The sequence below is a fragment of the Haemophilus sp. HMSC71H05 genome, assembly GCF_001838635.1.
Lineage (GTDB): Bacteria > Pseudomonadota > Gammaproteobacteria > Enterobacterales > Pasteurellaceae > Haemophilus_D > Haemophilus_D parainfluenzae_R.
Map to the genome: position 1 here is coordinate 152109 of NZ_KV838028.1, position 23851 is coordinate 175959.

At 39.1% G+C, this 23851-nt stretch carries 26 protein-coding genes; 10 read left to right on the forward strand and 16 right to left on the reverse strand.

What is annotated here, in order from left to right:
• Positions 1-90 precede the first annotated feature (90 nt).
• Positions 91-312, reverse strand: a complete 222-nt coding sequence (locus tag HMPREF3279_RS04555) for a SlyX family protein (RefSeq protein WP_005699194.1) — start codon at positions 310-312, stop codon at positions 91-93.
• Positions 313-406: 94 nt separating this feature from the next.
• On the opposite strand from HMPREF3279_RS04555, the gene fkpA reads away from it, so the two are divergent.
• The 5 genes from fkpA to HMPREF3279_RS04580 are packed head-to-tail and all read left to right on the forward strand — an operon-like array spanning position 407 to position 2886.
• Positions 407-1129, forward strand: a complete 723-nt coding sequence (gene fkpA / locus HMPREF3279_RS04560; RefSeq protein ID WP_070868210.1) for an FKBP-type peptidyl-prolyl cis-trans isomerase — start codon at positions 407-409, stop codon at positions 1127-1129.
• Positions 1130-1188: 59 nt separating this feature from the next.
• Positions 1189-1854, forward strand: coding sequence for a helix-turn-helix transcriptional regulator (locus HMPREF3279_RS04565; protein ID WP_049384689.1), 666 nt, complete (start codon positions 1189-1191; stop codon positions 1852-1854).
• Entirely contained in the window at positions 1854-2234 is a 381-nt protein-coding gene (tusD, locus tag HMPREF3279_RS04570; RefSeq protein WP_070868211.1) for a sulfurtransferase complex subunit TusD, read from the forward strand. The genes HMPREF3279_RS04565 and tusD overlap by 1 nt, the downstream gene beginning before the upstream one ends.
• A complete protein-coding gene (gene tusC, locus HMPREF3279_RS04575; RefSeq protein ID WP_070583717.1) occupies positions 2231-2590 on the forward strand; it encodes a sulfurtransferase complex subunit TusC in 360 nt (119 codons plus the stop codon). The genes tusD and tusC overlap by 4 nt, the downstream gene beginning before the upstream one ends.
• Positions 2591-2598: 8 nt before the next feature.
• Positions 2599-2886, forward strand: a complete 288-nt coding sequence (locus HMPREF3279_RS04580; RefSeq protein ID WP_070868212.1) for a DsrH/TusB family sulfur relay protein — start codon at positions 2599-2601, stop codon at positions 2884-2886.
• On the opposite strand, the gene HMPREF3279_RS04585 is transcribed toward HMPREF3279_RS04580, so the two are convergent.
• Positions 2881-3282, reverse strand: coding sequence for a hypothetical protein (locus HMPREF3279_RS04585; protein ID WP_070868213.1), 402 nt, complete (start codon positions 3280-3282; stop codon positions 2881-2883). The genes HMPREF3279_RS04580 and HMPREF3279_RS04585 overlap by 6 nt on opposite strands.
• A 67-nt stretch (positions 3283-3349) precedes the next feature.
• Positions 3350-3838, reverse strand: a complete 489-nt coding sequence (locus HMPREF3279_RS04590; protein ID WP_070868214.1) for a YbaK/prolyl-tRNA synthetase associated domain-containing protein — start codon at positions 3836-3838, stop codon at positions 3350-3352.
• Between the two features lie 158 nt (positions 3839-3996).
• Here HMPREF3279_RS04590 and HMPREF3279_RS04595 point away from each other — a divergent pair, with 158 nt between their 5' ends.
• Complete coding sequence (locus HMPREF3279_RS04595) at positions 3997-4395, forward strand: pyrimidine dimer DNA glycosylase/endonuclease V (protein ID WP_049356858.1); 399 nt, start codon at positions 3997-3999, stop codon at positions 4393-4395.
• Between the two features lie 68 nt (positions 4396-4463).
• Here the strand turns inward: HMPREF3279_RS04595 and HMPREF3279_RS04600 are convergent, their stop codons facing one another.
• From HMPREF3279_RS04600 to hemC, 9 genes are all read right to left on the reverse strand, one after another.
• Complete coding sequence (locus HMPREF3279_RS04600) at positions 4464-5600, reverse strand: ABC transporter substrate-binding protein (RefSeq protein WP_070868215.1); 1137 nt, start codon at positions 5598-5600, stop codon at positions 4464-4466.
• Positions 5601-5798: 198 nt separating this feature from the next.
• Positions 5799-6656 (reverse strand): cysteine ABC transporter substrate-binding protein, encoded by an 858-nt coding sequence (locus HMPREF3279_RS04605; protein ID WP_070868216.1) that lies wholly within the window; start codon positions 6654-6656, stop codon positions 5799-5801.
• Positions 6640-7404 carry an amino acid ABC transporter ATP-binding protein gene (locus tag HMPREF3279_RS04610; RefSeq protein ID WP_005699182.1) on the reverse strand — a complete coding sequence of 255 codons (765 nt, stop codon included), beginning with the start codon at positions 7402-7404 and terminating at the stop codon, positions 6640-6642. Before HMPREF3279_RS04610 ends, HMPREF3279_RS04605 begins: the two co-directional genes overlap by 17 nt.
• Before the next feature lie 18 nt (positions 7405-7422).
• A complete protein-coding gene (locus tag HMPREF3279_RS04615; protein WP_005699119.1) occupies positions 7423-8091 on the reverse strand; it encodes an amino acid ABC transporter permease in 669 nt (222 codons plus the stop codon).
• Positions 8081-8740, reverse strand: coding sequence for an amino acid ABC transporter permease (locus HMPREF3279_RS04620; protein WP_049384680.1), 660 nt, complete (start codon positions 8738-8740; stop codon positions 8081-8083). Before HMPREF3279_RS04620 ends, HMPREF3279_RS04615 begins: the two co-directional genes overlap by 11 nt.
• 172 nt (positions 8741-8912) lie before the next feature.
• Positions 8913-10199 carry a heme biosynthesis protein HemY gene (locus tag HMPREF3279_RS04625; protein ID WP_070868217.1) on the reverse strand — a complete coding sequence of 429 codons (1287 nt, stop codon included), beginning with the start codon at positions 10197-10199 and terminating at the stop codon, positions 8913-8915.
• Between the two features lie 9 nt (positions 10200-10208).
• Positions 10209-11507, reverse strand: a complete 1299-nt coding sequence (locus HMPREF3279_RS04630; protein WP_070591084.1) for a uroporphyrinogen-III C-methyltransferase — start codon at positions 11505-11507, stop codon at positions 10209-10211.
• A 9-nt stretch (positions 11508-11516) separates the two neighbouring features.
• Complete coding sequence (locus HMPREF3279_RS04635; RefSeq protein WP_070591087.1) at positions 11517-12278, reverse strand: uroporphyrinogen-III synthase; 762 nt, start codon at positions 12276-12278, stop codon at positions 11517-11519.
• Between the two features lie 9 nt (positions 12279-12287).
• Positions 12288-13220 (reverse strand): hydroxymethylbilane synthase, encoded by a 933-nt coding sequence (hemC, locus tag HMPREF3279_RS04640; RefSeq protein WP_070591091.1) that lies wholly within the window; start codon positions 13218-13220, stop codon positions 12288-12290.
• 136 nt (positions 13221-13356) lie between these two features.
• Between hemC and HMPREF3279_RS04645 the strand changes: the two genes are divergently transcribed.
• Positions 13357-15858 carry a class I adenylate cyclase gene (locus HMPREF3279_RS04645; RefSeq protein WP_070868218.1) on the forward strand — a complete coding sequence of 834 codons (2502 nt, stop codon included), beginning with the start codon at positions 13357-13359 and terminating at the stop codon, positions 15856-15858.
• A 184-nt stretch (positions 15859-16042) separates the two neighbouring features.
• Entirely contained in the window at positions 16043-16672 is a 630-nt protein-coding gene (locus tag HMPREF3279_RS04650) for a response regulator (protein WP_049365162.1), read from the forward strand.
• 50 nt (positions 16673-16722) lie between these two features.
• Here HMPREF3279_RS04650 and HMPREF3279_RS04655 read toward each other — a convergent pair whose 3' ends face one another.
• A complete protein-coding gene (locus HMPREF3279_RS04655) occupies positions 16723-17565 on the reverse strand; it encodes a divergent polysaccharide deacetylase family protein (RefSeq protein WP_070868219.1) in 843 nt (280 codons plus the stop codon).
• The gene (gene envC, locus HMPREF3279_RS04660; protein WP_065244419.1) at positions 17565-18797 is read right to left on the reverse strand and encodes a murein hydrolase activator EnvC; all 1233 of its coding nucleotides are present in this window, start codon (positions 18795-18797) and stop codon (positions 17565-17567) included. Before envC ends, HMPREF3279_RS04655 begins: the two co-directional genes overlap by 1 nt.
• Before the next feature lie 187 nt (positions 18798-18984).
• Between envC and HMPREF3279_RS04665 the strand changes: the two genes are divergently transcribed.
• Both HMPREF3279_RS04665 and HMPREF3279_RS04670 read left to right on the forward strand, forming a co-directional pair.
• Positions 18985-19668 carry a 2,3-diphosphoglycerate-dependent phosphoglycerate mutase gene (locus HMPREF3279_RS04665; RefSeq protein ID WP_049365165.1) on the forward strand — a complete coding sequence of 228 codons (684 nt, stop codon included), beginning with the start codon at positions 18985-18987 and terminating at the stop codon, positions 19666-19668.
• Between the two features lie 63 nt (positions 19669-19731).
• Positions 19732-20541 carry a hypothetical protein gene (locus HMPREF3279_RS04670; RefSeq protein ID WP_049366641.1) on the forward strand — a complete coding sequence of 270 codons (810 nt, stop codon included), beginning with the start codon at positions 19732-19734 and terminating at the stop codon, positions 20539-20541.
• A gap of 2 nt (positions 20542-20543) precedes the next feature.
• Here HMPREF3279_RS04670 and HMPREF3279_RS04675 read toward each other — a convergent pair whose 3' ends face one another.
• Positions 20544-21230 carry an rRNA large subunit pseudouridine synthase E gene (locus HMPREF3279_RS04675; RefSeq protein ID WP_049384670.1) on the reverse strand — a complete coding sequence of 229 codons (687 nt, stop codon included), beginning with the start codon at positions 21228-21230 and terminating at the stop codon, positions 20544-20546.
• Between the two features lie 55 nt (positions 21231-21285).
• Entirely contained in the window at positions 21286-23808 is a 2523-nt protein-coding gene (locus HMPREF3279_RS10160; protein ID WP_049366639.1) for an autotransporter outer membrane beta-barrel domain-containing protein, read from the reverse strand.
• Positions 23809-23851: the final 43 nt, after the last annotated feature.

The following is a 23851-nucleotide window of genomic DNA, read 5'->3' on the forward strand; positions in this document are numbered from 1 at the left end:
ACTTGGTTATTTTTTCAATAAAATAAAAATATTTTTTATGAATTTGTGATGAAGATCACGCATTTAGATAAAATATGGTTTTATTACATTTTAATAATGCGGAGGCGGTGTTTCTTCTGCTTGGCTGGCAATATTAGAAGGTTGCATATCTTTTAATTTGCCGGCGAGATAGCGGAGTTGAAGTTGAATTTTATCCATATCAAACTGTTGTTGAACTAATGCTTGGTTTAGCTCGTCTAAAAGTTGTTCTTGAAATGCAATTTTCATTTCAAGTTCAGCAATGCGATCTTCTAAAATTTGTTGATTTTGCATAAAATTTCTCTAATTTTTAAAAAAATGTTGTGAATTTGGTCAATCCGATTTAACCTATTCGCTATTCCGTTTCTATTATAAAGGATCAAGCAAAATGTTGAAAATTCAAAAGCTTTCTCTTGCTGCACTTATGGTAAGTGCGGTCGTTTCTGGTTCTGTTTTTGCAGAAGATAAAGTAGCGCCAAGCGCAAGTGATGCGTCTTATGCTGTAGGTGCATTAATGGGTAACCAAGTAAAAGATTTAGTGGATGCTCAAAAAGAGGTCATTCAATACGACAATGCACGTATTTTAGATGGCTTAAAAGATGCATTAGAAGGTAAAGTTGATGTTCGTAAAGACGAAAAAATTCAAAAAACCTTAGATGGCATTCAAGAGCAATTAGTGTCTGCGGCGAAAGCAAAAGTAGAACAACAAGCGAAAGCTGCAAAAGAAGAAGGTGATAAATACCGTGCTGAATTTGCGAAAAAAGATGGCGTGAAAAGCACCAAAGATGGCTTACTTTACAAAATCACTGAAGCAGGTAAAGGTGAGGCGATTAAAGCAACGGATACTGTGAAAGTACATTACACTGGTAAATTACCAGATGGTAAAGTATTTGATAGCTCTGTTGAACGTGGTCAACCGGTAGAATTTAAATTAAACCAAGTGATCAAAGGTTGGACTGAAGGTCTTCAGTTAGTGAAAAAAGGCGGTAAAATCGAATTAGTGATTCCACCTGAATTAGCTTACGGTAAACAAGGTGCAGGCGATGCAATTCCACCTGATGCAACACTTTACTTCGACGTTGAAGTATTAGATGTTAATCCTAAAAAATAATCCTTAATTTAACCGCACTTTGTCCAAAGTGCGGTCATTTTCCCTACCAGATTTGAAAAATGATACTAACCGATAGACAACCTTTCACCGATGAAGATCGTACCATTCTGATTTCCTATAAAGCGGTAGTTGATGGCGTGAGCGCGTTGATCGGCAAGCATTGTGAAATCGTCTTACACTCTTTGGAAGACATTGAGCATTCCGCCATTTGTATCGCCAACGGGCATAATACCAATCGTCAAGTGGGTTCACCTATTACGGATTTAGCCTTGAAATCTTTGCGTAACATGCAAAGTGCGAGTGTGTCTAAGCCTTATTTCACCCGTGCTAAAGGCAATGTGTTGATGAAGTCTGTAACCATCGCCATTCGAAATAGCAAACAACGCATTATTGGTTTACTTTGTATCAATATTAATTTGGATGTGCCAGTCTCTCAATTTATGCAGGCCTTTATGCCAACGCAGGAGCAAAATGAAACCTCTTCCGTCAATTTTGCAAGTTCAGTGGAAGAATTGGTGGCACAAACGGTAGAAAAAACCATTGAAGAAGTAAATGCAGATCGCTCGGTTTCAAATAATAATAAGAACCGTCAGATTGTGATTTCACTTTATGAAAAAGGCATTTTTGATATTAAAGATGCGATCAATTTAGTGGCTGATCGCCTCGCGATTTCTCGCCACACCGTGTATTTGTATATTCGTCAAATCAAACAAGAGCAAGAGTAATGAACTATGTTCTCGCTGTGAAAAGTCCCGTTTATGGAAAACAAGGGGCTTTTCTTGCCTATCAATTTGCCCAAGCTTTACTCGAAAAAGGGCATGTCATTAGTCAAATTTTCTTTTTCCAAGACGGCGTGAGTAATGGCAATGGTTTAGTTTATCCTGCCAATGATGAATTTAATCTCGCGCAAGCTTGGCAAGCCTTTTCAGCGCAGCATCATGTTCCTTTGCATTTATGTGTAGCCGCTTCACAACGTCGTGGTGTGGTGGATGCACTTACGGCAAAAGAGACTGATAAAACGAATCTGGCAGAAGGTTTTGAGATTACAGGCTTAGGTGAGTTTATGGCGATGGCATTAAAAGCAGATCGGGTGGTGACATTATGAAGCTTGCATTCTTATTTCGTACCGCACCGCATGGAAACGCGATTTCTCGTGAAGGTTTAGATGCTTTGCTCGCGGCAACAGCATTTTGTGATGAAGAGGAAATTGGTGTCTTTTTTATCGATGATGGCGTATTAAATTTACTTGATGGGCAAAATCCTGAGTTATTGTTACAAAAAGATTTTATCCGCACCTTTAAATTATTAGATTTATACGATATTGAACAGCGCTTTGTCTGCGCCGATTCGCTCGACCAATACAATTTGCAAACAGAACAACTCATTATTTCTGCTGAAAAAATTGACCGCACTTCGCTGATCAATAAACTTAGCCAAGCAGAAAAAGTGTTTACGTTTTAAGGAATATTATGCTTTATACCTTTTCTCAAGCTCATGATTCTGAGACAGACCTTCAACGTTATTTGACTGAAATCACAGAAAATGATGCGGTGGTTTTATGGCAAGATGGTGTGTTGCTAGCGGTAAAGTACGGAGAAATGTTTACTCAATGCAAAGGACAATGTTTTGTGCTGGAACAAGATGTTTTAGCCCGAAATTTAACCGCACTTTTGCCAGAAAACAATAGAGTGCGGTCAATTTCATTAGCAGATTTGGTGGATTTAACTGCTCAATATTCTCCTCAAATCGCCTTATAGCGGGCGTTCTTTCGGTAACAAGAGCGGTAATACCATAACAGAATAAAGCGCCAAACCTGCGGCCATTAAGCAGGTAATTTCTAATCCTCCTGCGCGTAACCATTCGCCAAATCCCATGTCATTAATGAGTGTGGCATAAAAGAATCCTGCCACGACTGTGTAACTAAATCCGATTAATCCTGCAATTAATGCAATAGCTTTCACATTGTAGCTTGCATAACGATGAAATGCCGCCCAAAGCGTAATGAGAAAAGTCGGCACTGCAGCCACTATAAAGACAGAAAGCACTGAGCTCTGAATTTGATCAGTGTCATTATTCGAGAATGTTAAGGCGACAGTGCCGATAATTTGAATAATCAACGGAAAAAGAATAAATGCTTTAAGATATTTTTTCATGAGATGTCCAATTAATAGAAAAACGGAAGCATTGTATCAATCAAATGAAAGACAACCAATCTTTTCTCTATTCGGTTTTTATTACATCCACTAATGTGGGCTGAACGATTGAGGCATAATCTCGTGTATTGAGAATAATAGAGCGTTCTAACGTACCTGCATTAAATGCTAATTCATCATAACGAGAAAGCAAGCTAGGATCAGCAATTAGCAACAAATCAGGATGAAAGCTAAAAGGCGGAATTGCACCAAATACACAGTCAGTTAGGGTATCCACTTCTGCAGGGCTAGCAAGTGACGCCTTAGTTCCACCCAAATAGGCCGCTACTTTGCTTAAATCAGATTGTTGATCAGCTGGTAATATAACTAATACTGCTTGTTTTACGCCATTCCCTTTTACTTTGCATACCAAGGCTTTTGCCCCTTGTCCTAATTCTGTGCCACGGATTTTAGCCACTTCCTCTGATTTTCCTGCGGTGGGGTGTTCAACCACGCGATAGCGTGCTTGATGCTTATCTAAAAGTGCGGTCAATTTTTCAAATGTTTTGACAGACATGAGAGATTCCTTCAATAGCGATATTTTTAATCAGTTTAGCAAGGATTGATGTATGTGAAAATCAAAGAAAAAGAATTCATCTTTTGAGTCGTATTTATTATGAGATAGACAAATACATTCATGCCCCGTACTATGTTTCTTTTTCTTTGGTATCGTTTATGACTCGAATTAATCTTGTTCCGCCTGAGGAGCTTTGTGATCAGCATCTTTTAGCTGAACATCGTGAATTAACCCGTATTCCTAATGCCGTAGCAAAAGGTAAATATCACTTAAAAGGACAGCCTGCAGAATATAAATTAGGGGAAGGGCATGTGCGTTTTTTCTTTAATAAATTGGCATTTTTAAAGAAACGGTATGATGCATTACATGCGGAATGTAAAGCGCGAGGCTTTAACGTGCAGTATATTTGGAATGAAACGTTACCCGATGATCCAAGTTTATGGTTGGACTATGAAGCCACAGAGGCGGCGTTACAGATTAATCGGGAACGTATTCAGGAAAGAATGCCATTAAAGGCGAGATTTACACCGCATCTTCCAAAGAGCGGTCAAAAATAAAGGAGTTTTCACTTATGAAAGGCAGTGAGAATATAAAAAAGGTGAGCATCGCTCACCTTATGAATTGTTTAATCTTTCAATTTAATAAAAAACGTACCACTAGGTATGATAGGCAAATAGTTTTTATGGAAATCCATAAAGGTTTTTTGTGGGTCTATGTCTTCAAAAAGTTTTGGGTAAAGTGCTTTTGCCATAAATTGAGCGGCTGCTAGATCACTTAGTGAGCGAGAAGCCGTATGATAAATACCGTAAACACGGTGGTTTTTAACTGCAGGTAAATCTTGCCACCCTGCACGGGTTAAGAAACCTTTTAGGCGTTTTTGTGCATCCTGTTCATTGATGTTTATTCCCATCGCCATCATTTCATCGTTAGTTTCATGCCCCATTTCTGTGCCAGAAATCATAATCACTTCAGGTTGTGCGGCAAGAAGTTGTTCTGGATTAATTGGTCCCCAATTTTCGACAAAAGGCGCGCTTACGTTATCCCCGCCAACAGTTTCAGCAATAGCACCCCACATATTTTTACCAAAGGTAAAGCTATATTCACTAGGACCTTTATTGCCAAATTCTACATAGATTTTAGGTTTAGGTAGGTTAGCCTCTTTTACACGTTTTTGAATATCAGTAATGCCTTGAGCATATTCATCTGCAATTTTATTTGCTCGTTCTTCGGTACCTGCAAGTTGCCCAAAAATCTTTGCGCTTTGGGTGTGTCGTTCTACACTTTGAGCATTAAAATCGACAACAATAATTGGAACGCCAGCTTGTTCTAACTTTGGTAGTTCGGAACCAATAGTTTGATATTGCCATTCTGCAAGAATCAATACATCAGGTTTTAATGCCAAGGTTTTTTCGGTTGAGAAAGTTCCTGTATTTACATTACCAATATCAGCAATATTTTTGAGTTCAGGCATTTTTTCAGAAAACAATGCCCAACTTCCTGGATTAAATTTTTCCCAAAATTCACGTGAGATACCTTTAACATATTTAAAATTTTCAACACCCGTAACAGCAATGTAATCAGGATAGTAAAAGCCTAACACGGCATTTTTTACGGGCACATCAACGTTAACTTCTCGTCCTAATACATCTTTGATTGTTTTTATTTCTGCTTGAGTAGTGATACCAAAAGTCAGTAATAGAACGGCCAAAATTAAACGAATTGTTGATTTTTTTGCATATAAACTCCTGTCTGAATAAAACATCAGAATATTGCCATAAATAAGAATTATTATCAAATTTAGATGTTATAAAGTGATAATACAAGAAATGCTGTTGAAGGGTAAAATAGGCATATATCTAGAAAAAACATATTTCGCATTTAAAATTGGAAGTGCGGTCAAAACTTAGTAAGTTTTCACTTCTCCTTGAGTTGGACTAAAGGAGAAGTGAATGTGGGAGAATTATTTATATTCAACCACGATATCGCTTTCGCTGACGCTATCACCATAAACAGGCAATAAAGTTTTTTCATAAGCTTGTTTTAAACGACCATCTTTGCCTAAGGTTTGGATTTCGTTATTTAACCAATTTAACAATTCAGGCGCATCTTTGCGAACAGCTGGTGCAATAACATCTTGATCACCAAAGTTTTTTATGCCTACGGTATAACCTGGATTTTGTTTTGCCCAAGCGAATAAGAAGGTATTGTCATTAGATAATGCATCACCTCGACCATCACGTAAGGCTTCAAAGGTTTCTGTATTTTGTTCGAATTTTAATAACTTCACATCAGGATAGTTTTTGGTGAAGAAAATATCGGCAGTAGTACCTTTATCAACAATTAAAGTTTTTCCTTTTAATTGTTCAAGGTCAGTAATAACAGAACCATCTTTTGAAACAACACCTAATGCCACTTTCATGTATGGATTCGCAAAATCCACCACTTCTTTACGTGCTGGTGTCACAGTGAAGTTGGCAAGAATGATATCAACTTTCTTAGAAAGTAAGTATTCTGCACGGTTTGCGGCATCTACTAAAACAAATTCCACTTTGTTTTCATCACCTAATAAATCTTTACCGATCGCTTTACCAATTTCAACATCAAAGCCTTGGCTTTTGCCTTGTGCATCAACATAACCAAATGGTGGTTTATCGCTAAATACACCAATGCGCACTTTGCCATCTTTTTGTATTTGCTCAAGGCTTGAAACCGTTTTTGCCCCGTCTTTAGCGGGGTCTTTGTCATTACACGCGGTTAAGCCAAATGCTAAGGTGGCAGTAGCTAAAAGTGCGGTCAATGTTTTAAATGTTTTCTTCATAGTTTGTCCCTCTCGGTTCATAATTTAAGATATTTAAGAATGTTTTCGCACGATCCGTGGTTGGATTCGTGAAGAAATCTTCTGGTTTTGCCTGTTCAATGATTTGCCCTTTATCCATAAACACGATGCGATTAGCCACTTGACGGGCAAAGTTCATTTCATGGGTAACGATGAGCATCGTCATGCCATCTTTGGCAAGACCTAAAATTACATCAAGTACTTCACGTACCATTTCAGGGTCAAGGGCTGCAGTGACTTCATCGAACAGAATAATTTCAGGGTTCATGCAAAGTGAACGAACAATGGCAATTCGCTGTTTTTGTCCACCGGATAATTCACGTGGATAGGCATTTTTTCGGTCATATAAACCTACGCGTTTAAGTAACTCATCGGCTTGTTTTTCAGCTTCAGCGCGATCGCGTTTTTGTACTTTTAAAGGGCCGAGCAAAATATTGTCAATCACTGATAAATGAGCGAAGAGTTCATAACTTTGGAATACCATCCCAATGCGTTGACGTGCTTTGACCCAAGGAATGTCTTTGCCTAATTCGCCTGCATTTTGCAGCAAAATCTGACCGCTCTTTATTTCCTCTAGTCCATTTAGGCAGCGTAAAAAAGTACTTTTACCACAACCCGATGGACCTAAAATCACGACAACTTCGCCTTTCTCTATAGAAAGATTGATGCCTTTGAGTGCTTCTACATCACCGTAATTTTTGACGAGGTTTTTAATTTCTAATAACGCCATGTGTTTTCCTAATTAAAATTAACTTTCCCAACGGGTTTCTAAATAACGGGAAAATAAGGATAGCGGGTAACAAATCACAAAATATAAACCGAAAATGACACCGTAAATCCAAAGCGCCGCCGATTGATTACTAAATAATGAATGCTCAATAATTTGTTGACCGACTTTAATTACTTCAACCACACCAATTAACATCGCCAAAGAGCTGGTTTTTACCATGCGAGTAAAGAGGTTAATAGCACTTGGTGTCACACGTTTTAAACTTTGCGGAAGTAAAATATACACAAAGGTTTGAAACGGCGTTAAGCCTAAAGCATAGGCTGATTCCACTTGATGTTTTTCAATGGACGTTAATGCACCACGCACTAAATCGCCCATTTCTGCCGTTCCCCAGAAAATAAACACCAAAATACATACAGAAATGCCATCTAAGTGAATATCAAACCATTTTGCTAAACCGAAATACGCGAGAAAAAGTAACGCTAATAATGGAATGATGCGCACAAATTCTAAATAAAAGCGGCAGATGGCTTTGATAATTGGATTTCTGCTTGTCATGATTACGCCAAAAATGACACCTAAAATACAGGCGAAGAAGACAGAAACGAATGCAATTTCAGCTGTTACCCATAAACCGTTGAGCAAGCGTTCAATGTTGCTGCCTTGGAATAATAACTCAAGCCCCATATTTTGCTCTCCGAGTACGGCGTTCTAAATAACTGATGAACAGAGACATCGGTAATAGAATGATCAAATAAAATACCACTAATAAAAATAAGGCTTCATTGGTTTTGTAATCGAGCCCAATGACTTCTTTTGCGACAAACATGAGTTCAGCAACAGCAACAGCACTGATCACAGAGGTTTCTTTCATTAAGAACAAGCAATTTGCACCAATTGCAGGTGTCGCAATTGCAAAGGCCTGTGGGAAAATGACATAGCGAAAAGCTTGAAAAGGAGTTAGGCCGATACTTAAGGCTGACTCAATTTGTCCTTTTGATACCGCTTCTAGGCCTCCGCGAATGGCTTCTGCCATATAGCTTCCACCTAAAAATGCCAGGCCGATAATACCGCAAGTAAACCCATCTAATTTCAGGCCAATTTTAGAAAGCCCAAAATAGAGAAAAAACACTTGAATTAATAAAGGCGTATTACGAGAAAGCTCGATATAGCCTTTTACAAGCCAAGTTAATGATTTGACTTTGTAGGTGGTAATCACAGCACAAACCACACCAATCATCAGCGACAACAAAATGCCCCAAAAGGCGAGATGAAGCGTCATTAATGTGGCGTGAATAAAACGTGGTGTGACGCTTAAAATATAATCCCAATTCATTTCTTATAATTTAATCGTTTGCTTGACGATATAGTAAAAAATTTTGAATCGGTGAGAAAAGAATGGAAATGCATTATTTATAATGAAATGTAATAAGAAATGTGTTTTAAATGAGATAGGCGAGGATGAAATAATAAAAACGGGGCTTCATTCAGCCCCGTCTTTTTTTATTTTAATCACGTTTTGCGATAAGTGCGGTTGGTTCTTCATCTGTTTTTGGTTCAGTTTGCTGTTCAGCTGGTTTGTCTTGAATAGACATGGCTGATTTTAAACTGTCCTGACGAATTTTTTCCGCTGCTGCTTTGTCGCCAGCTTGTTCGAACACATAAGATGCCATCATGACATCATTTGGTTGAAGCTGGGTTGGGCAAGCAGTGACTTCTTTAAATGCTTCTGCAGCTTTAGCAAAATCGTTATTACGCACATAAAGGTAGCCTAATGCTCGATTGAGACAACAACGTTGGCTTTCATCGGCACGTTTTGCACGTTTTTCTACTAACTTGAGTAGTTTGCTGTTATCCTCTGCTTGTAAACGAGTGATTTGCGTGCAAAGTTCAGGGCTGATTGGGGTGTTATCACCCAATTTTTTCATGATTTCAAGCGTGAATTCATAAGCTGACTCATGGTCGTTGCAATCAATCAAACGTTGAATTAAAGCGGTTTTTAACTCTAAGTCATTGCGACGGCGGCGTGGTTGAGCTTCCCACCAAGCAAGCAGACCTTCAACGCCTTCTTCATTCATTTTCTCATCTAACAAGCCATTTTCTGTTTCTTGTTGAAGCGCTTTAAATTCTTCAGCTGAGAATAATCCTGAACCTTCGATTAAATCTAAGATGCCATCAAGTGCTTGATAAGCTTTGGAGCGGCTATAAATTTCAGCAGCAAGTTTTAATACTTCTTTGTTACGATCTGACATTTCAAGCAAGCTATCAACAGAACTACGCGCTGCCGGTAATTTATTTTGTTGTAATAAAATACGGGTACGGGCAATTTCGACCAGTAGATTATCTGAACCAGCAAGCTCCGTAGCCTCAATTAAATAACGGTTTGCGCTGAATTCATCACCGCGTTGTTGAGCAGCTTCCGCGGCTTTAATCAGATTCAATACTGGCTCTGCAGAATGTTTCGCGTTTTTACCAATCAGTTTTTCTGCCTTGGCATAATCGCCTTCATTCATTTTCATCAAGCCTTCAAGGGTTTGACGTTGTGCTTTCACACGTTTACGGCGAGAAAACCAGTTATAGGTATTGCTACTTAAACGGAAGAAACGGGTAACAATCCACTCTAATGTATAAATCACTGCAAGTGCGACCACAAAGAGAAGGACTAATGTGGTAAGTGACATTTCATACACGGTGTTTGCCGTTTCAACTCTGACATAACCTTGCTGACCGGAGAGGTAAGGTCCTGCAATCAATCCGGCAAGTAAGGCGATCATTAAAAAGAGAACTCTAAACATTATCTATCCTTATTGTTGGGGTTCAGTTGCCGGTTGTGCAGCTGGTGCTTCAGCGGGTTTTTCTTCCGCTTTTGGCTCTTCAGCTTTCGCTTCAGGTGCTGGTTTTACTTCTTCTTTTCTTGGTGAATTATCAACCGCTTTTTCTGCTTCGATTTCCACTTTTTGTACATCTAAAGGTGTACGGTTTAAGTATTTATCAAGCATGCTTAAGCTTTGTAATTGGCTTGGCACATCCACATAGATGGACAATTCAGATAATTCATCCACTGATTTTAAGAAGCTTTGAGTTACTTCAGCATTGGTATCAAAATAGCTACGAATCCAAGATGCAACAGCTTCTAGAGATTGTTTATAAAGTTCGTTTTGCTGACGAGGCACTGCCATAATTGCTAATTGTAAGCGTAAACGAATGTTTTCACGTAAGTAGATATCTTGGTTTGGCGCTAATAATTCTTTGCGATCTGCACCATGTTTCGGTGAAATGCGGATAAAGTGGTTCAAGAATGAAGTCGCACTTTTTTCTGCATTTTCCGCCCAATCTGAAAGAGAATCTGACAATTTTGTTGCATTTTGGTCATCACCAAAATTCACATCTAACACAGGTAACTCATCAACCGTATTGGCTAATTGCGATAATTTTTGCATGACCGCATTTTGATCCACGCCAGTTACGGAGAGAAGTTGTTTCAGATCTTGATTAATGGCACTACGAATAGCTGCTGATTGTGAGTTATTCACTTTAGCAAGAGTTTCATCAGCGAGTTTTAAGAGTGAAACCGCTGTATCCACGTCATTATCTAACACTAATTTACGTAATGCATTGTTGAGTAAGAAATCGGCTTCTGAGAATAACCAATCAGTAGGTTGTTGAGCATTAGCTTGCGCACTCACTTTATTAATTTGTGATTGTAAGCCAACTAACTCATGTGATTTAGCATTGATTAGTTCTTCTACTTGTGCAATTTTGTCTTGTGTTGCTTTATTCGCAGATTCTAATTGAGCAAGTTGTGTGGTATCAAATTTTACGTCTTGAGCAGGTGCTGAAACCGCCGTTTTATTATTGATTTGAGCTTCAAGTGCGGTCAATTTTTGTTGGAATTCATCCACTTGTTGTTGACCAAAATAATAACCGGCACCACCCACGCCAAGTGCAATGAGAATAGCCAATAAACTTAATCCAGTACCACTTTTCTTCACAACGGTTTGTGTACGTGGCGCAACAGGCTCGCGATCTTCAGTTTGAATTTCCACCGCATCTGTTGCTTGGATTTCATCTGTCGTTTCAGGGGTTAATTTCTCTTTCGCCATATCTTTTCCTTAGTGAGAAAGGGGAGTTACTTCATTAAGTAAGGTATTAAGTAAACTTTGATTGTCCGCACCGGCGGAAACCACCACATTATGCCAACCTTGTTGTATTGCAACATCAGCAATGCGTTGGCTTACCGTGACTAAACAGCAATTTTTTAGCCAAGTTTGTTCATTTTCAGGCACAAATTCGATTAACGCCTGCAAAATTTCAAGACTTGTTACTACAAGGGTTTGTACACCAGAACGAATACAAATACTGGTTTGCTCTTCGTTATTATAACTAATCGGTGTGCGTTGATAACATTCGACTGTATCAACAGTTGCACCGCGTAGTGTGGCTTGTTCGCGCAGTAATTCTCGTCCGCCGTTGCCACGTAAAATTAACAAGTTTTTATCTGTTAATTCTGTCATTTGCGGTAAATTTAGCACGCCTTCGGTATTTTCCGACGTAATTGGATAACGAACAGTGCATTCAGTTTGACAGGAAAAATGCTGTGCCGTTCTATGTCCAACTGTAAAGTATTGTAAATCTTGACGCCAGCTAAAGCCAATATCTTTCAGGGTTTTATCCGCAAAATCGACCGCACTTTTGGAAACCAAAAACACATAATCACCACTTTTTAGCTGATTAAGTTTCATCGGTAATTGTGCCAATTCTGCCCCTGCTTCAATAGAAAGCAAAGGCAAGTGCAAGGCAACCACACCGGCTTGATTCAGCTGGTCAACTAGGGCTTTTCCTCGTTCATCAGGGCGAGTGACTAGTACGGCCATGGTGATTTCCTATGCTGAATAAATCTTCGCCAGAATCTTATCTGCGCCTTGTGCTAGAAGTTGTTCTGCAATGCTCACACCTAATGCTTCGGCATTTTCAACCGCACTTTTACCTTCTGCTCGAATAATCGCAGAGCCATCGGTTTCTCCGACGAGTGCTCGCAAGAAAACTTCGCCATCTTGCTCAATAGCATAACCACCGATTGGTACTTGGCAGCCGCCTTGTAAGCGGGTATTCATTGCACGCTCAGCCAAAACACAAGTCGTCGTGGTCGCATCTGCAAGTGGAGCAAGTAACGCTTTCACTTCTTCGTCATCAACGCGGCATTCAATGCCAACTGCACCTTGTCCGGCAGCCGGTAAAGATTGTTCTACTTCAATAAATGAGGCGATGCGTTCTGCTAGTCCTAAACGAATTAAGCCGGCTGAGGCTAAAATAATGGCATCGTATTCGCCATTGTCTAATTTACTTAATCGGGTGCCCACATTGCCACGTAAAGAGCGAATATCAAGATCAGGGCGTAATTGTTTCAATTGGCATTGACGACGTAAGCTTGAGGTTCCAACAATAGCACCTTGTGGTAATTCATCTAATGAACAGTATGTATTGGAGACGAAAGCATCGCGCGGATCTTCACGTTTACAGATCACACTTAACCCTAAACCTTCCGGAAATTCCATCGGTACGTCTTTCATTGAATGGACGGCAATATCGGCACGTTTTTCGAGTAAAGCATTTTCTAACTCTTTAACAAATAAGCCTTTTCCGCCAATTTTAGCTAAAGGAGAATCTAGGATGACATCGCCTTTTGTTACCATCGGAACTAATTCAACAGAAAGCGTTGGATGAAATTTCTCTAATTGATCTTTTACAAAATTCGCTTGCCAAAGGGCTAAAGGGCTTTGACGAGTCGCTATTTTTAAGGTTTTAAGTACTGCCATAAATACCGCTGATTTTAAATAGAATTATGCCCTATGCTACCATTTTTAGGGCAAAAAGTCAGATCATTTAAATTTTTGATTTCTGATGAGCTAAGTGGTACAGTAATATCAGTTATATGGTCATAGGTAGGAAGCCTTGAAATACGATCTCACTCAAGCCCGAAAATGTATCGAAACTCTAGATAAACGTCGTTTTGATCGTGCATTATTGGGCTCTGGTGATGCATTCCGACACATTGTCTCTTTGGTGCCGCTGTTGTTGCATCTTAATCATCCAGCTCTGCCGGGTTATGTGGAAGATGCCCCTGCAGGCATTGCCGATTTTATCCTTTCCAATTATCAGCAAAATTTTCTCTCAAAAGAACATCCCGAACTTGTCGAATATGTGCAAAGTGCGGTCAATTCTGATGCTGTTTTCACACCGATCTTAGGTATTTATGTGATGGGCAGTTTTGGATCTATTAGCCAAACCTCAGCTTCGGATTTGGATATTTGGATCTGCCATCAAGATGATTTATCTGAACAAGATCAGCAGCGCTTAGCGGAAAAAACGAAGAAAATCACTCAATGGGCATCCACATTTCATGTGGAAATGCATTTTTATTTGATGACGCAAAAACGTTTCCGTAATGAGCGTTATTCCGATCCATTAACTAAAGAAAACAGCGGTTCTGCTCAATATATGTTGTTATTGGAAGAATTTTATCGTTCTGCTGTACGCCTTTCGGGTAAACCATTATTGTGGCTCCACTTGTGGGTGGAAGATGAAAAACAATATGAAGCTGAAGTTGCGCGTCTAGTGGCAGAAGGTGAGCTTAATCCAAATGATTGGGTGGATTTTGGTGGATTGGGGCAATTCTCTGCCAGTGAATATTTCGGTGCGAGTTTATGGCAACTTTATAAAGGTATTGATTCACCGTATAAATCAGTGATGAAAATCTTATTGTTGGAAACCTATGCCCAAGAATACCCAAATGCCCATTTAATTGCTCGTCAATTTAAAGAAGATTTACTGTCCGGTCGCAGTACCGCTGCACACCATTTTGACCCTTATATCGCGATTCTAGAGAGAATTAGTCAATATTTGACCGCACATTCAGAATTTAAGCGCCTTGATTTTGTGCGTTCTTGTTTTTATGTGAAAGCCACAGAAGACTTTGCGTTATATCACGCCTCAAACTGGCGTATTTCTTATATGAAAATGATGGCTCAAGAATGGGGCTGGTCAAAAGAGCGCATTGAAGAATTGGATCAACGTCCAAATTGGAAAATTAAACGGGTGAAAGAAAGTCACAATAATTTAGTGAATTTCTTGATGATGAGTTATCGAAATCTGGTGGATTTTGCACGCAAACACAAAATTAATTCTAGCGTGATTCCGCAAGATATTACGGTATTGTCTCGCAAACTTTATACTGCTTTTGAAGAATTACCCGGTAAAATCACACTACTGAATCCACAGATTTCGCATAATTTAGCGGAAGATCACCTCACATTTATCGAAGTTCACGGCAATAAGAATTTTAAGGATGGGTGGTATCTGGTGAATCAGCCGCCACATCATATGATGTTCTCGAAAGAACGCGTGATTGAATATGGGGAAAGTTTAAATAAAGTGGTCGCATGGGCTTATTTTAATCGCTTGCTAACAGCTGAAACGCGTTTACATCTAATTAGTCAAAATATCGACCAACTGACTTTACGTAATTTTGTTGCCGATTTACGGTTATTTTTCCCGCATACCAATGGCCAAGCGCCTACAAATGAGGCGCTTTCGTCCCAATGTGAAATCCGTGATCTATTTATCGCTGTGAACTTAGTAAATGACCCAACTGCACAAGTGGAAGAACTTAAATCCAATATTTCCCCAAGTGATTTATTCAGTTTTGGTCAGTTAGAACAGAGTTTGGTCGGAAGCATTGATTTCACTTACCGTAACGTATGGAATGAAATTCGAACCTTACACTTTGAAGGGCAGAATGCGATTTTGCTTGCCTTAAAAGTGCTTTCTAATAAAATTGATCAGGGTGTAAATCAGCCGCGTTCTGTACAGGTTTTCTGTTATAGTAAACACTACAATCGTACGTTGCGAAACTTAGTGAGTGCGTTAGTCAATCGTTGTATTAGTATTCAATTGGGGGATAGTCGTCCAACAACCCATTCTCGTTTACGTGTAGCAGGGAAAAACTGGCAATTCTTTTTTGAGGAAAAAGGGATCAGTTTGCAACCTATTGAAGGCGGAAAAGAAAGTGCGGTCAATTTTGAGGACGTTTTACCGACTCAGTTGGAAGAAAAAGAAATTATTCCGGAAGCCCGTCGATACCCACCTGAAATTGATTTATTTGCCAGTGAAGGTTTTTTACAGTTCTTTTTTGAAGATAATGCGGATGATAGTTTTAACGTCTATTTGTTAGATGAAAAAAATCGTCTCGAAATTTATCGTCAATGTGAAGGTTCGAAAGATGATAAAGTACGTGAAATAAATCAGATTTATCAATCGCTTGGTTCAAAAGATTGTGAAAATCCGTATAAAATGGTGCAACGGAATTTTAATTACCCGCAATTTTATCAATTGCATCCGACAGAAAGCGGCATGCGTATTATGCCGTTCAAATTTAAAAGCAAAAGGACTTGCTAATAGCTAAATCAAAACAAGCATTATTTGGGATAAAACTCATTTATCTGCAAATTATGCATTGGAAGATAAGCAAAATCCCGATAGAATCCCTCGTCCGAAAATCTATTGAGAAATAATCTAAGGCGGTAGACGTTTTTGCCTTCGGGCGATAAAATGTGCGCCTGCTTATCTCTTGGAGAATATTATGCAAGAAAAATTAAAAGTATTAATTATCGACGACCATCCATTAATGCGTCGTGGTATCAAGCAATTAGTTGAATTAGAAGAGAATTTTGAAGTCGTCGCTGATGTAGGAAGCGGTACCGAAGGTATTTCCGTTGCAATTCAAGAATCCCCGGATTTAATCATTTTAGATCTTAATATGAAGGGTCTTTCTGGTTTAGATACGCTCAAAGGCTTGCGTGCAGAAGGTGTTGATGCGCGAATTTTGATCTTGACGGTGTCTGATGCGAAAAATGATATCTTCACTCTCATCGATGCGGGTGCTGATGGCTATTTATTGAAAGATACTGAGCCAGATGTGCTCCTTGAGCAAATTAAACGTATTGCACAAGGTGAAGTGATTTTAAGTGATTCAATTAAAAATCTTCTTTTAGAACGCAAACATACCGTTGATCCAATGGATTCACTCACTGATCGTGAAATGGATGTATTACGTTTAATCGCAACAGGTTTATCCAACAAACAAATTGCAGGCCAACTTTTCATTTCTGAAGAAACAGTTAAAGTGCATATTCGTAATTTACTGCGTAAACTTAACGTGCATTCACGTGTTGCGGCGACAGTATTATTCTTTGAACGAAATGGTCGATAGGCAAGTTTCAAAACGTAAAAAGTGCGGTCAATGTTGACCGCACTTTTTATTTATCTCGGCACGCCCCGTAATAAAGGAATTGGCTCAAACGGTGCGACTGAGGTTGGCGCAGGAATATCATTAAAAAGTAAGATAAATGGTTTAGGTGGCAAGATTTTTTCATTTCGCCATAAACTTCCCATGCTCACTAATTGAATATCATCGGGTAAATTCTTTATTCCTGCTTTTAATACAGCCACAGTATTTGGGCGAGGGTGTCCAATAGCAATGGCTGTGCCATGTTTACGCGCATATTGAATTGCACTTTGAAATTGGCGTTGAACATCTGTCAAATTATCACTGTCATCTAAAAACACATGGCGATCTAATACACGTACGCCTTGTTCTTTTGCTATTTTTCCCGCAACTGATTTCCCGATAGTGCGACTATCTAAAAAGAATAAATGCTGCTCGCGAAGTGCGGTCATCAAATAGGTCATTAATGTGGCATCGGCTGTGGCTGCACTGCCCATATGATTATTCATTCCGATGGCATTGGGCACAATAGCTTTCGCTTTTTTTACTCGCTCATTCACTTGCGCTTCAGACAAGCCTAAAGTCAAACCACCCTCTTCAATTTTAATGTTGCTGACAGGCTGCATCGGCATATGGATGAGAATATCATGATTTTGTGCTTTCGCTTCTTGATTGCGTAATTTGGCATAGGGTGCAGCTGGAATAATAGCAACGGAGATTTCTTTTGGCATGGCTAAAACCTCGGCATCTTCTTTCGGATGATAGCCAATGTCATCAATTACAATAGCCAGTTTGCCTTGTGCAGAAGTAAACGCAGAGAAAAGTGCGGTTGAAAAAATGATCGTATTTTTGACCGCACTTTGAAAGAATGCCGCCATTATTTAATCCACCCAGCTGGATTTACAGGCACCCCTTTACGGCTGATACCAAAGTAAAGTGCCGGTTTAGAGATCTCACCCGTATTCCCCACTTGTGCGATGGTTTGTCCCGCAGACACCAGCTGACCCTGTTTCACAAATACCGCTTGGTTGAAACCATATAAGCTCAAGTCGCTGTCGCCGTGTTTCACAATCACCATATAACCATAGCCATTAAGATGACCCGCTAGAATGACACGACCACTTGCAATAGCTTTTACCGCGGTACCCGTTGGTGCACCGATAACCATGCCTTTCCAACGTACTTCGCCCGCTTGGATTGAACCAAAGGAATATAACGTCGGGCCAGAAACTGGACGACTGTATTGACGTGCAGCCGTACCTAAACCACTGGTGCTGTTAATCAACTTACGTTCTTGATCAGTTGGTTGATAAGGTTTTGAGGTACGTTTTTCTTCCTCTTGTTTTTTCTGAGCAAGGGCTTCACGCTCACGTTGTTCTTGTTGGCGAGCAGCTTGTTCAGCACGTTGAATTTCTTGGCGAAGGGCATTTTCATTCGCTTTCAACGTTTCCAGCTTATTCTGATCTTTCGTTAAGTTTTTGTTGAGTTCATTTAACGTAGATTGACGTTCTTGTTGCGCTTTTTGTAATTCTTGCTGCTGTTTCTTTTGCGTAGAAAGCTGATCGCGATGATTCTTTTGTTGGCCTGAAATCGCTTCGCGTTGTTTCGCTAAATTCTCTTGTGTCGCTTTCAGATTGTTAATCATATCAATGCGAACTTGGTTTAAGTGCTGATAATACACTTTCATGCGTTCCGCTTTTTTGGCATCTTCCGAAAGCATTCTTTCCAAGGTAGAAGGATTGACACCTGAGCGATAAATGGCATCTATTTGCTGTGCGAGCTTCGCTTTTTGCACGCGCTCTTGCTTTTCTAATTGCTTGATTTGCTTTTCGGTTTCCGCCATTTGCTTGCGGATTTCTTGCAAACTTAATTCTGTTTCACGTAATTCACCAACAACGCTATTAATTTTGCTTTCTTGATCTTTAAGACTAGCTTGGAGTTTAGCTTGTGCACGTTTTTGCTCGGCGATCTTCGACTCTTGTTGTTTAATTTGTTTTTGAATTTGGTTGAGATCGTTGCCTTGCGCGAAAGATGAAAAGCCAAGCAGACCGCAAGCTAAAAGTACGGTCAGTTTTGATAAGATTTTTTTTCTACGATTGCTTTGCTGCATACATCTAAACTTGAGAGAAATTAAGGGACGAATAAAGCTTAAATACTAGCATTATTTTTGAGTGGCTAAAAGTTTACAGGCGATTTTTTGCGAAAGATCAGTAAATACCGCCTTTTTACTTTTAAACATAACGATTTTTTGCTATAACAGAACCATTCATTTTTTTATTAATACTTAGGAGATCCTTATGGAATTAGTATTCATTCGTCACGGTTTCAGTGAGTGGAACGCAAAAAATTTATTCACCGGTTGGCGTGATGTGAATTTAACCGAGCGCGGTGTTGAAGAAGCAAAAGCAGCGGGTAAAAAATTGTTGGAGAAAGGCTATGAATTTGATATCGCCTTTACCTCTGTTTTAACTCGTGCAATCAAAACCTGTAACATCGTGTTAGAAGAATCTCACCAATTATGGATTCCTCAAGTGAAAAACTGGCGTTTAAATGAGCGTCACTACGGTGCATTACAAGGCTTAGATAAAAAAGAAACAGCAGAAAAATACGGTGACGAACAAGTTCATATCTGGCGCCGTTCTTATGATATTTCCCCTCCAGATTTAGATCCGAAAGATCCAAATTCTGCACATAATGACCGTCGTTATGCAAACATTCCGTCTGATGTTATACCAAATGCAGAAAACTTAAAATTAACCTTAGAACGCGCATTACCATTCTGGGAAGACCAAATTGCTCCAGCAATGCTTTCTGGTAAACGTGTTTTAGTGGTGGCACACGGTAACTCACTTCGTGCATTAGCAAAACACATCATTGGTATTTCTGATGCGGAAATCATGGATTTTGAAATCCCAACCGGTCAACCATTAGTGTTAAAACTTGACGATAAATTAAACTACGTAGAACACTACTATCTTTAATTTATAAATGATTTCAAAGTGCGGTTAATGTTGACCGCACTTTTTGTTTAAGGAGAATAACAGATGAAAAAATTACTCGCGGTGATTTTTGCTTTGTTACCTGTTTTGGCCTTTGCTGCATCGCCAAATCATACGGCAAAATCAACTCAAACCAAGTCAGTGAAAACGGCAGTTAAAAAAGTGGAAGCCAAGAAAGCAACCACACCTAAAGCTGTAGCCAAAACAGTCAAAAAGAAAGCCGATGCCAAAAAAGCAGAAGTGAAAAAGCCAGCTAAAATTGTCGAAGCGAAAAAAGCGGTAACAAAAAAAGAAAAAATAAAAAATAAAACGACAAATAAAGCCGCTAAAGCAGAGCCGACAAAAACGAAAGGCAAACAGCCAGTAGAAAAAACTAAGCAAGCGGCAGTAAAAGATAAAAAGACTGTAGAGAAAAGCAAACAAAGTGCAGTTAAAGAATCCGCTAAACCTGAAAAGGTGATGGCTAAAAAAACTCCAGTGGTTAAAACTGAAGTGAAGAAAGCGGAACCAAAAGCCGTTGAAAAAGTAACTGAAAATAGAGTGGAAACTGTTGCTCAGAAAACAGCGAATACTGTGACAAAATCCGTCGTTGTGCCAAGATGTAATGATTCAAAAGTTTTTGCGGTATTATCTGATGCCTTCAAAAAACAAGGCGCTGCTACTAACACCCAAATGACAGTAAAACAAATCACGCAAGCCCGTGAAACGCAATCTTATCCACAACAAGGCATTCGCAGCTGTAATGCGATAGTGGAAACTAACAGCGTTAAATATGTCACCGATTACAGCATTATCTTGAATGATAAAGGTTTCTTCGTGCAAGTTGAAAACGCACAACCCGCTCAACGTTTCTAATCTTAATGTGCGTTGTTCAAATGAAGTTGTTTGAATAACGCACGCATTTCTTCTTCATTCAAACAGCGATATTCACCATTACCCAATCCATCAAGTGTTAAATGGCTCATTTGATAACGGATGAGACGCAATGTCGGAAAGCCGATATGTGCCGTCATTCTACGTACTTGTCGATTACGCCCTTCACTAATTTTAATTTCTAACCAGCTCGTTGGAATACTTTGACGTTCACGAATAGGTGGCTTGCGAGGCCAAAGAAAATCTGGTTCTGAAATCAACCGCACTTTTGCTGGCTTCGTCATCCCATCTTTCAATTCAACGCCTTGACGAAACTTGTCTAAGTCAGCCTCTTCAGGAATGCCTTCCACTTGCACAAAATACGTTTTTTCTGTTTTAAACTTAGGATCAGCCAAACGATGTTGCACTTCACCATTATTCGTTAAAATCAGTAACCCTTCGCTATCACGATCCAATCGTCCTGCCGCATACACATTAGGAATGGTAATAAAATCTTTTAATGTAGCTCGGCCATTTTCATCGGTGAATTGTGTCAGCACATCAAAAGGTTTGTTAAATAAAACAACGATTGTTTGTTCTAATGTAAGTGGCTTCGCTTTAGGCTTAAATGAACGAGTGGATTTTGCCGTTCGTTTGGTTGTAAATGAGTGAGAAGGGAAAGGTTTTGACATATTATTTATTGAGTAAAAAAGAAAAAAAGGGCGGATTTTAACCCGCCCTCTTATATTACCACTGATAGCGATAAACTGCTTGAATTGCATAAGGTTTATCGAAGTTTTTACCGTCAGCACGGCTTACTTCTAAACCAAAACGATGATTTGCAAATCCAGCATTTAAGCCGACCGCACTTTCAAAACGTCCGCGGCTGCTTGCAACATCAAGTGCGCTGTTTGTGTAATGAATTTTGCTGCTACGGTTTTTGCTAGTAATCGCATTGACTTCTGCATAAGGTTGTAAATTCCAACCATTACTTAATGCAAAGCCTTTGGCTACACGTAAACCAATTCGAGAATACACAGAAGATAAGCTATCTTCATTCTCTTGTGATGAAATATGTGTCCACGCTAATTGTGCTTGCGGGGTAATTGTCCAATCGTTCACAAGGCTAAAGCGTTTGCCTAATTCACTCGAAATAGTATAAGCGTTGTAATGGCGTTTTTCAGTGTAATTTGAGTTAGCGTGTAAACGGCTGTATTTCACGATGTTATCTACATAAATACCGTTATCTGCAAGGTAAGCTGCATATAAGCCCACGCTGTTGCCTCTTACTTTGCCATCACCGTAATAACCATTGAAATCAACGTTAGCTTGGCTACGACCAACAAATCCACCAACACGGAGGTTATCTGTTACAGCAGCATCAGCGCCCACTTGTAAGCTATGTACGTTTTGTTTAAAGCCAGAAGTTTCACTCTCACCTGTCGAAAGTGCGGCTAATTTTTGGCGAGAATTCACATTACGAACCCATACATTACCTTTTTCACCGTTTTTCACTTCACCTAGACGTTGATGAATGCCATTTAAATCATCTTCCACTAAAAGCAATTGTGCTTGGCGAAGAGAAACTTGTGCATTCGCTAAGTCTGAAAGTAATGGTGTGCTTGGTAGAACTGCAGGTGGTACTACTGGATTACTTGGGGTTACTACTGGAGTGCTAGGCGTTACCGCAGGTTTGCTTGGGGTCACTACTGGTTTGCTTGGTGTAACTGGTGCAACAGGTGGAGTTGGAGTAACTACATTTTTAGAGTTAGCTAATACCCAATTATTTCCCTCTTTGGTTAGAAAATATTGGTAAGCCCCTAAATCTACACGATTATTCGGGTTAGTTAAGCTAAACGCCGCATTACCACCATTGGTTTCTACAAGTGTCACTTTGCCGTTAGCAACGTTTGCACCTTGGTTAGTTACCCCAATTTTATGATTACCTTCGGCAGTACCTTTAACAACGATTTTATCGCTTTTGTTTTCAGCGATATTGGTGTTGAGGTTGAAGATACCTGAGCCAGTGAGATTACCCGTGATAGTTAATGTTGCATAAGGAGCGTTTGTATTAGTTAAAGAAACCGCTGAGTTATTTAAATGCAAGTCTGTTACTTCTGAATTATCCACTAAATCCCATGTAGTATTGTTAGTTAGATTTAATGTAACAGGCGTTTTATTTGTACCGTCATATTGCTTTACTGCACCATTTAACTGTGAGTTATCTGCATTTAACACAAATCTAGGTGAGCTAGTTTTCTCTCCTTCAGATAAGTCCGTATCAGCTAGATCGGGCATGTTTAATCCAACCAATACTTTTGCATCGGGGATTTTAGTATTTTTTAGATTAACTGTTGTTGAGCTGTAATTATTTGTTGTATCTCGAGAATCTTGTTTATTAGTAAAAATAACAACATCTCCAGTGTTATTTTCAATGTTGGAATTTGTAATGTTGGTCATACCACCATCAAGTACAAAACCTAAACCTTTACTTTGACCTTTCGCTTCAATTGTGAGCAAGCTGTCCTCAATATTTAATGTAGTATTCTCAGATATGTATGCAATAGTAGTTGATTTATCGCTACCTGCTGGCTGTAGCGTGATATTTAAATTTTTGATATTTAATGCTGAGTTTTCTGCATCTACAGCAGTGCTGTTACCTTCCCCTAGGAAAATAGAGGAGTTAGTAATATTTGCTGTAGATTTATCAAATAGTTGGTACCCGATGCTCTCTTCAGCTAAACTAACAATACTCACTGAATCAATATCAATGGTGCTATTACTTTGAAGTTCAAATGCTGAATTTCCTGAAACTGACTCGCCCTCTTCATTAACTGTTGAAAGCCCCTTAAATAAATTGATATTACCGGTGTGGAATTTGAGATTTGCATCTCTCAATTCAAAAACAGAACTTTCAGGAAAAGCCTTCGATAATGTGAAAGTGCTATTAGGTTTGATTTCTAATGAACTAGGCCCCTTAGAAAATTGAGGATAAAGGAAAATTAGTGATTCTGTTGGATAATCCTTATTATTTAAACCATTTTTCATTCGAAAAGATACAGTTGCAAGATTCTTTTTATTTGTTAAATCATATCCATAATCTGAATTAAAATTCATATTTTTTACTTCAGAGTCAGTTCTTTCCGGATTCTTATATACGGTACCTTCATATAGTTTATAATCAATGGCCCATGCCGAATTAACTAATCCTAACGCCATAGCCACCAAACTCACTTTAAAAGTGCGGTTAAAAATTTTATTGTTTTTCATATGAATTCCTTTGGATTATAAAAAAGCCAACTTATTGAATAAA

Coding starts and splice junctions, on each gene's coding strand:
- HMPREF3279_RS04555 (WP_005699194.1), bottom strand. CDS start 312: ATGCAAAATCAACAAATTTTAGAAGATCGCATTGCTGAACTTGAAATG.
- fkpA (WP_070868210.1), top strand. CDS start 407: ATGTTGAAAATTCAAAAGCTTTCTCTTGCTGCACTTATGGTAAGTGCG.
- HMPREF3279_RS04565 (WP_049384689.1), top strand. CDS start 1,189: ATGATACTAACCGATAGACAACCTTTCACCGATGAAGATCGTACCATT.
- tusD (WP_070868211.1), top strand. CDS start 1,854: ATGAACTATGTTCTCGCTGTGAAAAGTCCCGTTTATGGAAAACAAGGG.
- tusC (WP_070583717.1), top strand. CDS start 2,231: ATGAAGCTTGCATTCTTATTTCGTACCGCACCGCATGGAAACGCGATT.
- HMPREF3279_RS04580 (WP_070868212.1), top strand. CDS start 2,599: ATGCTTTATACCTTTTCTCAAGCTCATGATTCTGAGACAGACCTTCAA.
- HMPREF3279_RS04585 (WP_070868213.1), bottom strand. CDS start 3,282: ATGAAAAAATATCTTAAAGCATTTATTCTTTTTCCGTTGATTATTCAA.
- HMPREF3279_RS04590 (WP_070868214.1), bottom strand. CDS start 3,838: ATGTCTGTCAAAACATTTGAAAAATTGACCGCACTTTTAGATAAGCAT.
- HMPREF3279_RS04595 (WP_049356858.1), top strand. CDS start 3,997: ATGACTCGAATTAATCTTGTTCCGCCTGAGGAGCTTTGTGATCAGCAT.
- HMPREF3279_RS04600 (WP_070868215.1), bottom strand. CDS start 5,600: ATGTTTTATTCAGACAGGAGTTTATATGCAAAAAAATCAACAATTCGT.
- HMPREF3279_RS04605 (WP_070868216.1), bottom strand. CDS start 6,656: ATGAAGAAAACATTTAAAACATTGACCGCACTTTTAGCTACTGCCACC.
- HMPREF3279_RS04610 (WP_005699182.1), bottom strand. CDS start 7,404: ATGGCGTTATTAGAAATTAAAAACCTCGTCAAAAATTACGGTGATGTA.
- HMPREF3279_RS04615 (WP_005699119.1), bottom strand. CDS start 8,091: ATGGGGCTTGAGTTATTATTCCAAGGCAGCAACATTGAACGCTTGCTC.
- HMPREF3279_RS04620 (WP_049384680.1), bottom strand. CDS start 8,740: ATGAATTGGGATTATATTTTAAGCGTCACACCACGTTTTATTCACGCC.
- HMPREF3279_RS04625 (WP_070868217.1), bottom strand. CDS start 10,199: ATGTTTAGAGTTCTCTTTTTAATGATCGCCTTACTTGCCGGATTGATT.
- HMPREF3279_RS04630 (WP_070591084.1), bottom strand. CDS start 11,507: ATGGCGAAAGAGAAATTAACCCCTGAAACGACAGATGAAATCCAAGCA.
- HMPREF3279_RS04635 (WP_070591087.1), bottom strand. CDS start 12,278: ATGGCCGTACTAGTCACTCGCCCTGATGAACGAGGAAAAGCCCTAGTT.
- hemC (WP_070591091.1), bottom strand. CDS start 13,220: ATGGCAGTACTTAAAACCTTAAAAATAGCGACTCGTCAAAGCCCTTTA.
- HMPREF3279_RS04650 (WP_049365162.1), top strand. CDS start 16,043: ATGCAAGAAAAATTAAAAGTATTAATTATCGACGACCATCCATTAATG.
- HMPREF3279_RS04655 (WP_070868219.1), bottom strand. CDS start 17,565: ATGGCGGCATTCTTTCAAAGTGCGGTCAAAAATACGATCATTTTTTCA.
- envC (WP_065244419.1), bottom strand. CDS start 18,797: ATGCAGCAAAGCAATCGTAGAAAAAAAATCTTATCAAAACTGACCGTA.
- HMPREF3279_RS04665 (WP_049365165.1), top strand. CDS start 18,985: ATGGAATTAGTATTCATTCGTCACGGTTTCAGTGAGTGGAACGCAAAA.
- HMPREF3279_RS04670 (WP_049366641.1), top strand. CDS start 19,732: ATGAAAAAATTACTCGCGGTGATTTTTGCTTTGTTACCTGTTTTGGCC.
- HMPREF3279_RS04675 (WP_049384670.1), bottom strand. CDS start 21,230: ATGTCAAAACCTTTCCCTTCTCACTCATTTACAACCAAACGAACGGCA.
- HMPREF3279_RS10160 (WP_049366639.1), bottom strand. CDS start 23,808: ATGAAAAACAATAAAATTTTTAACCGCACTTTTAAAGTGAGTTTGGTG.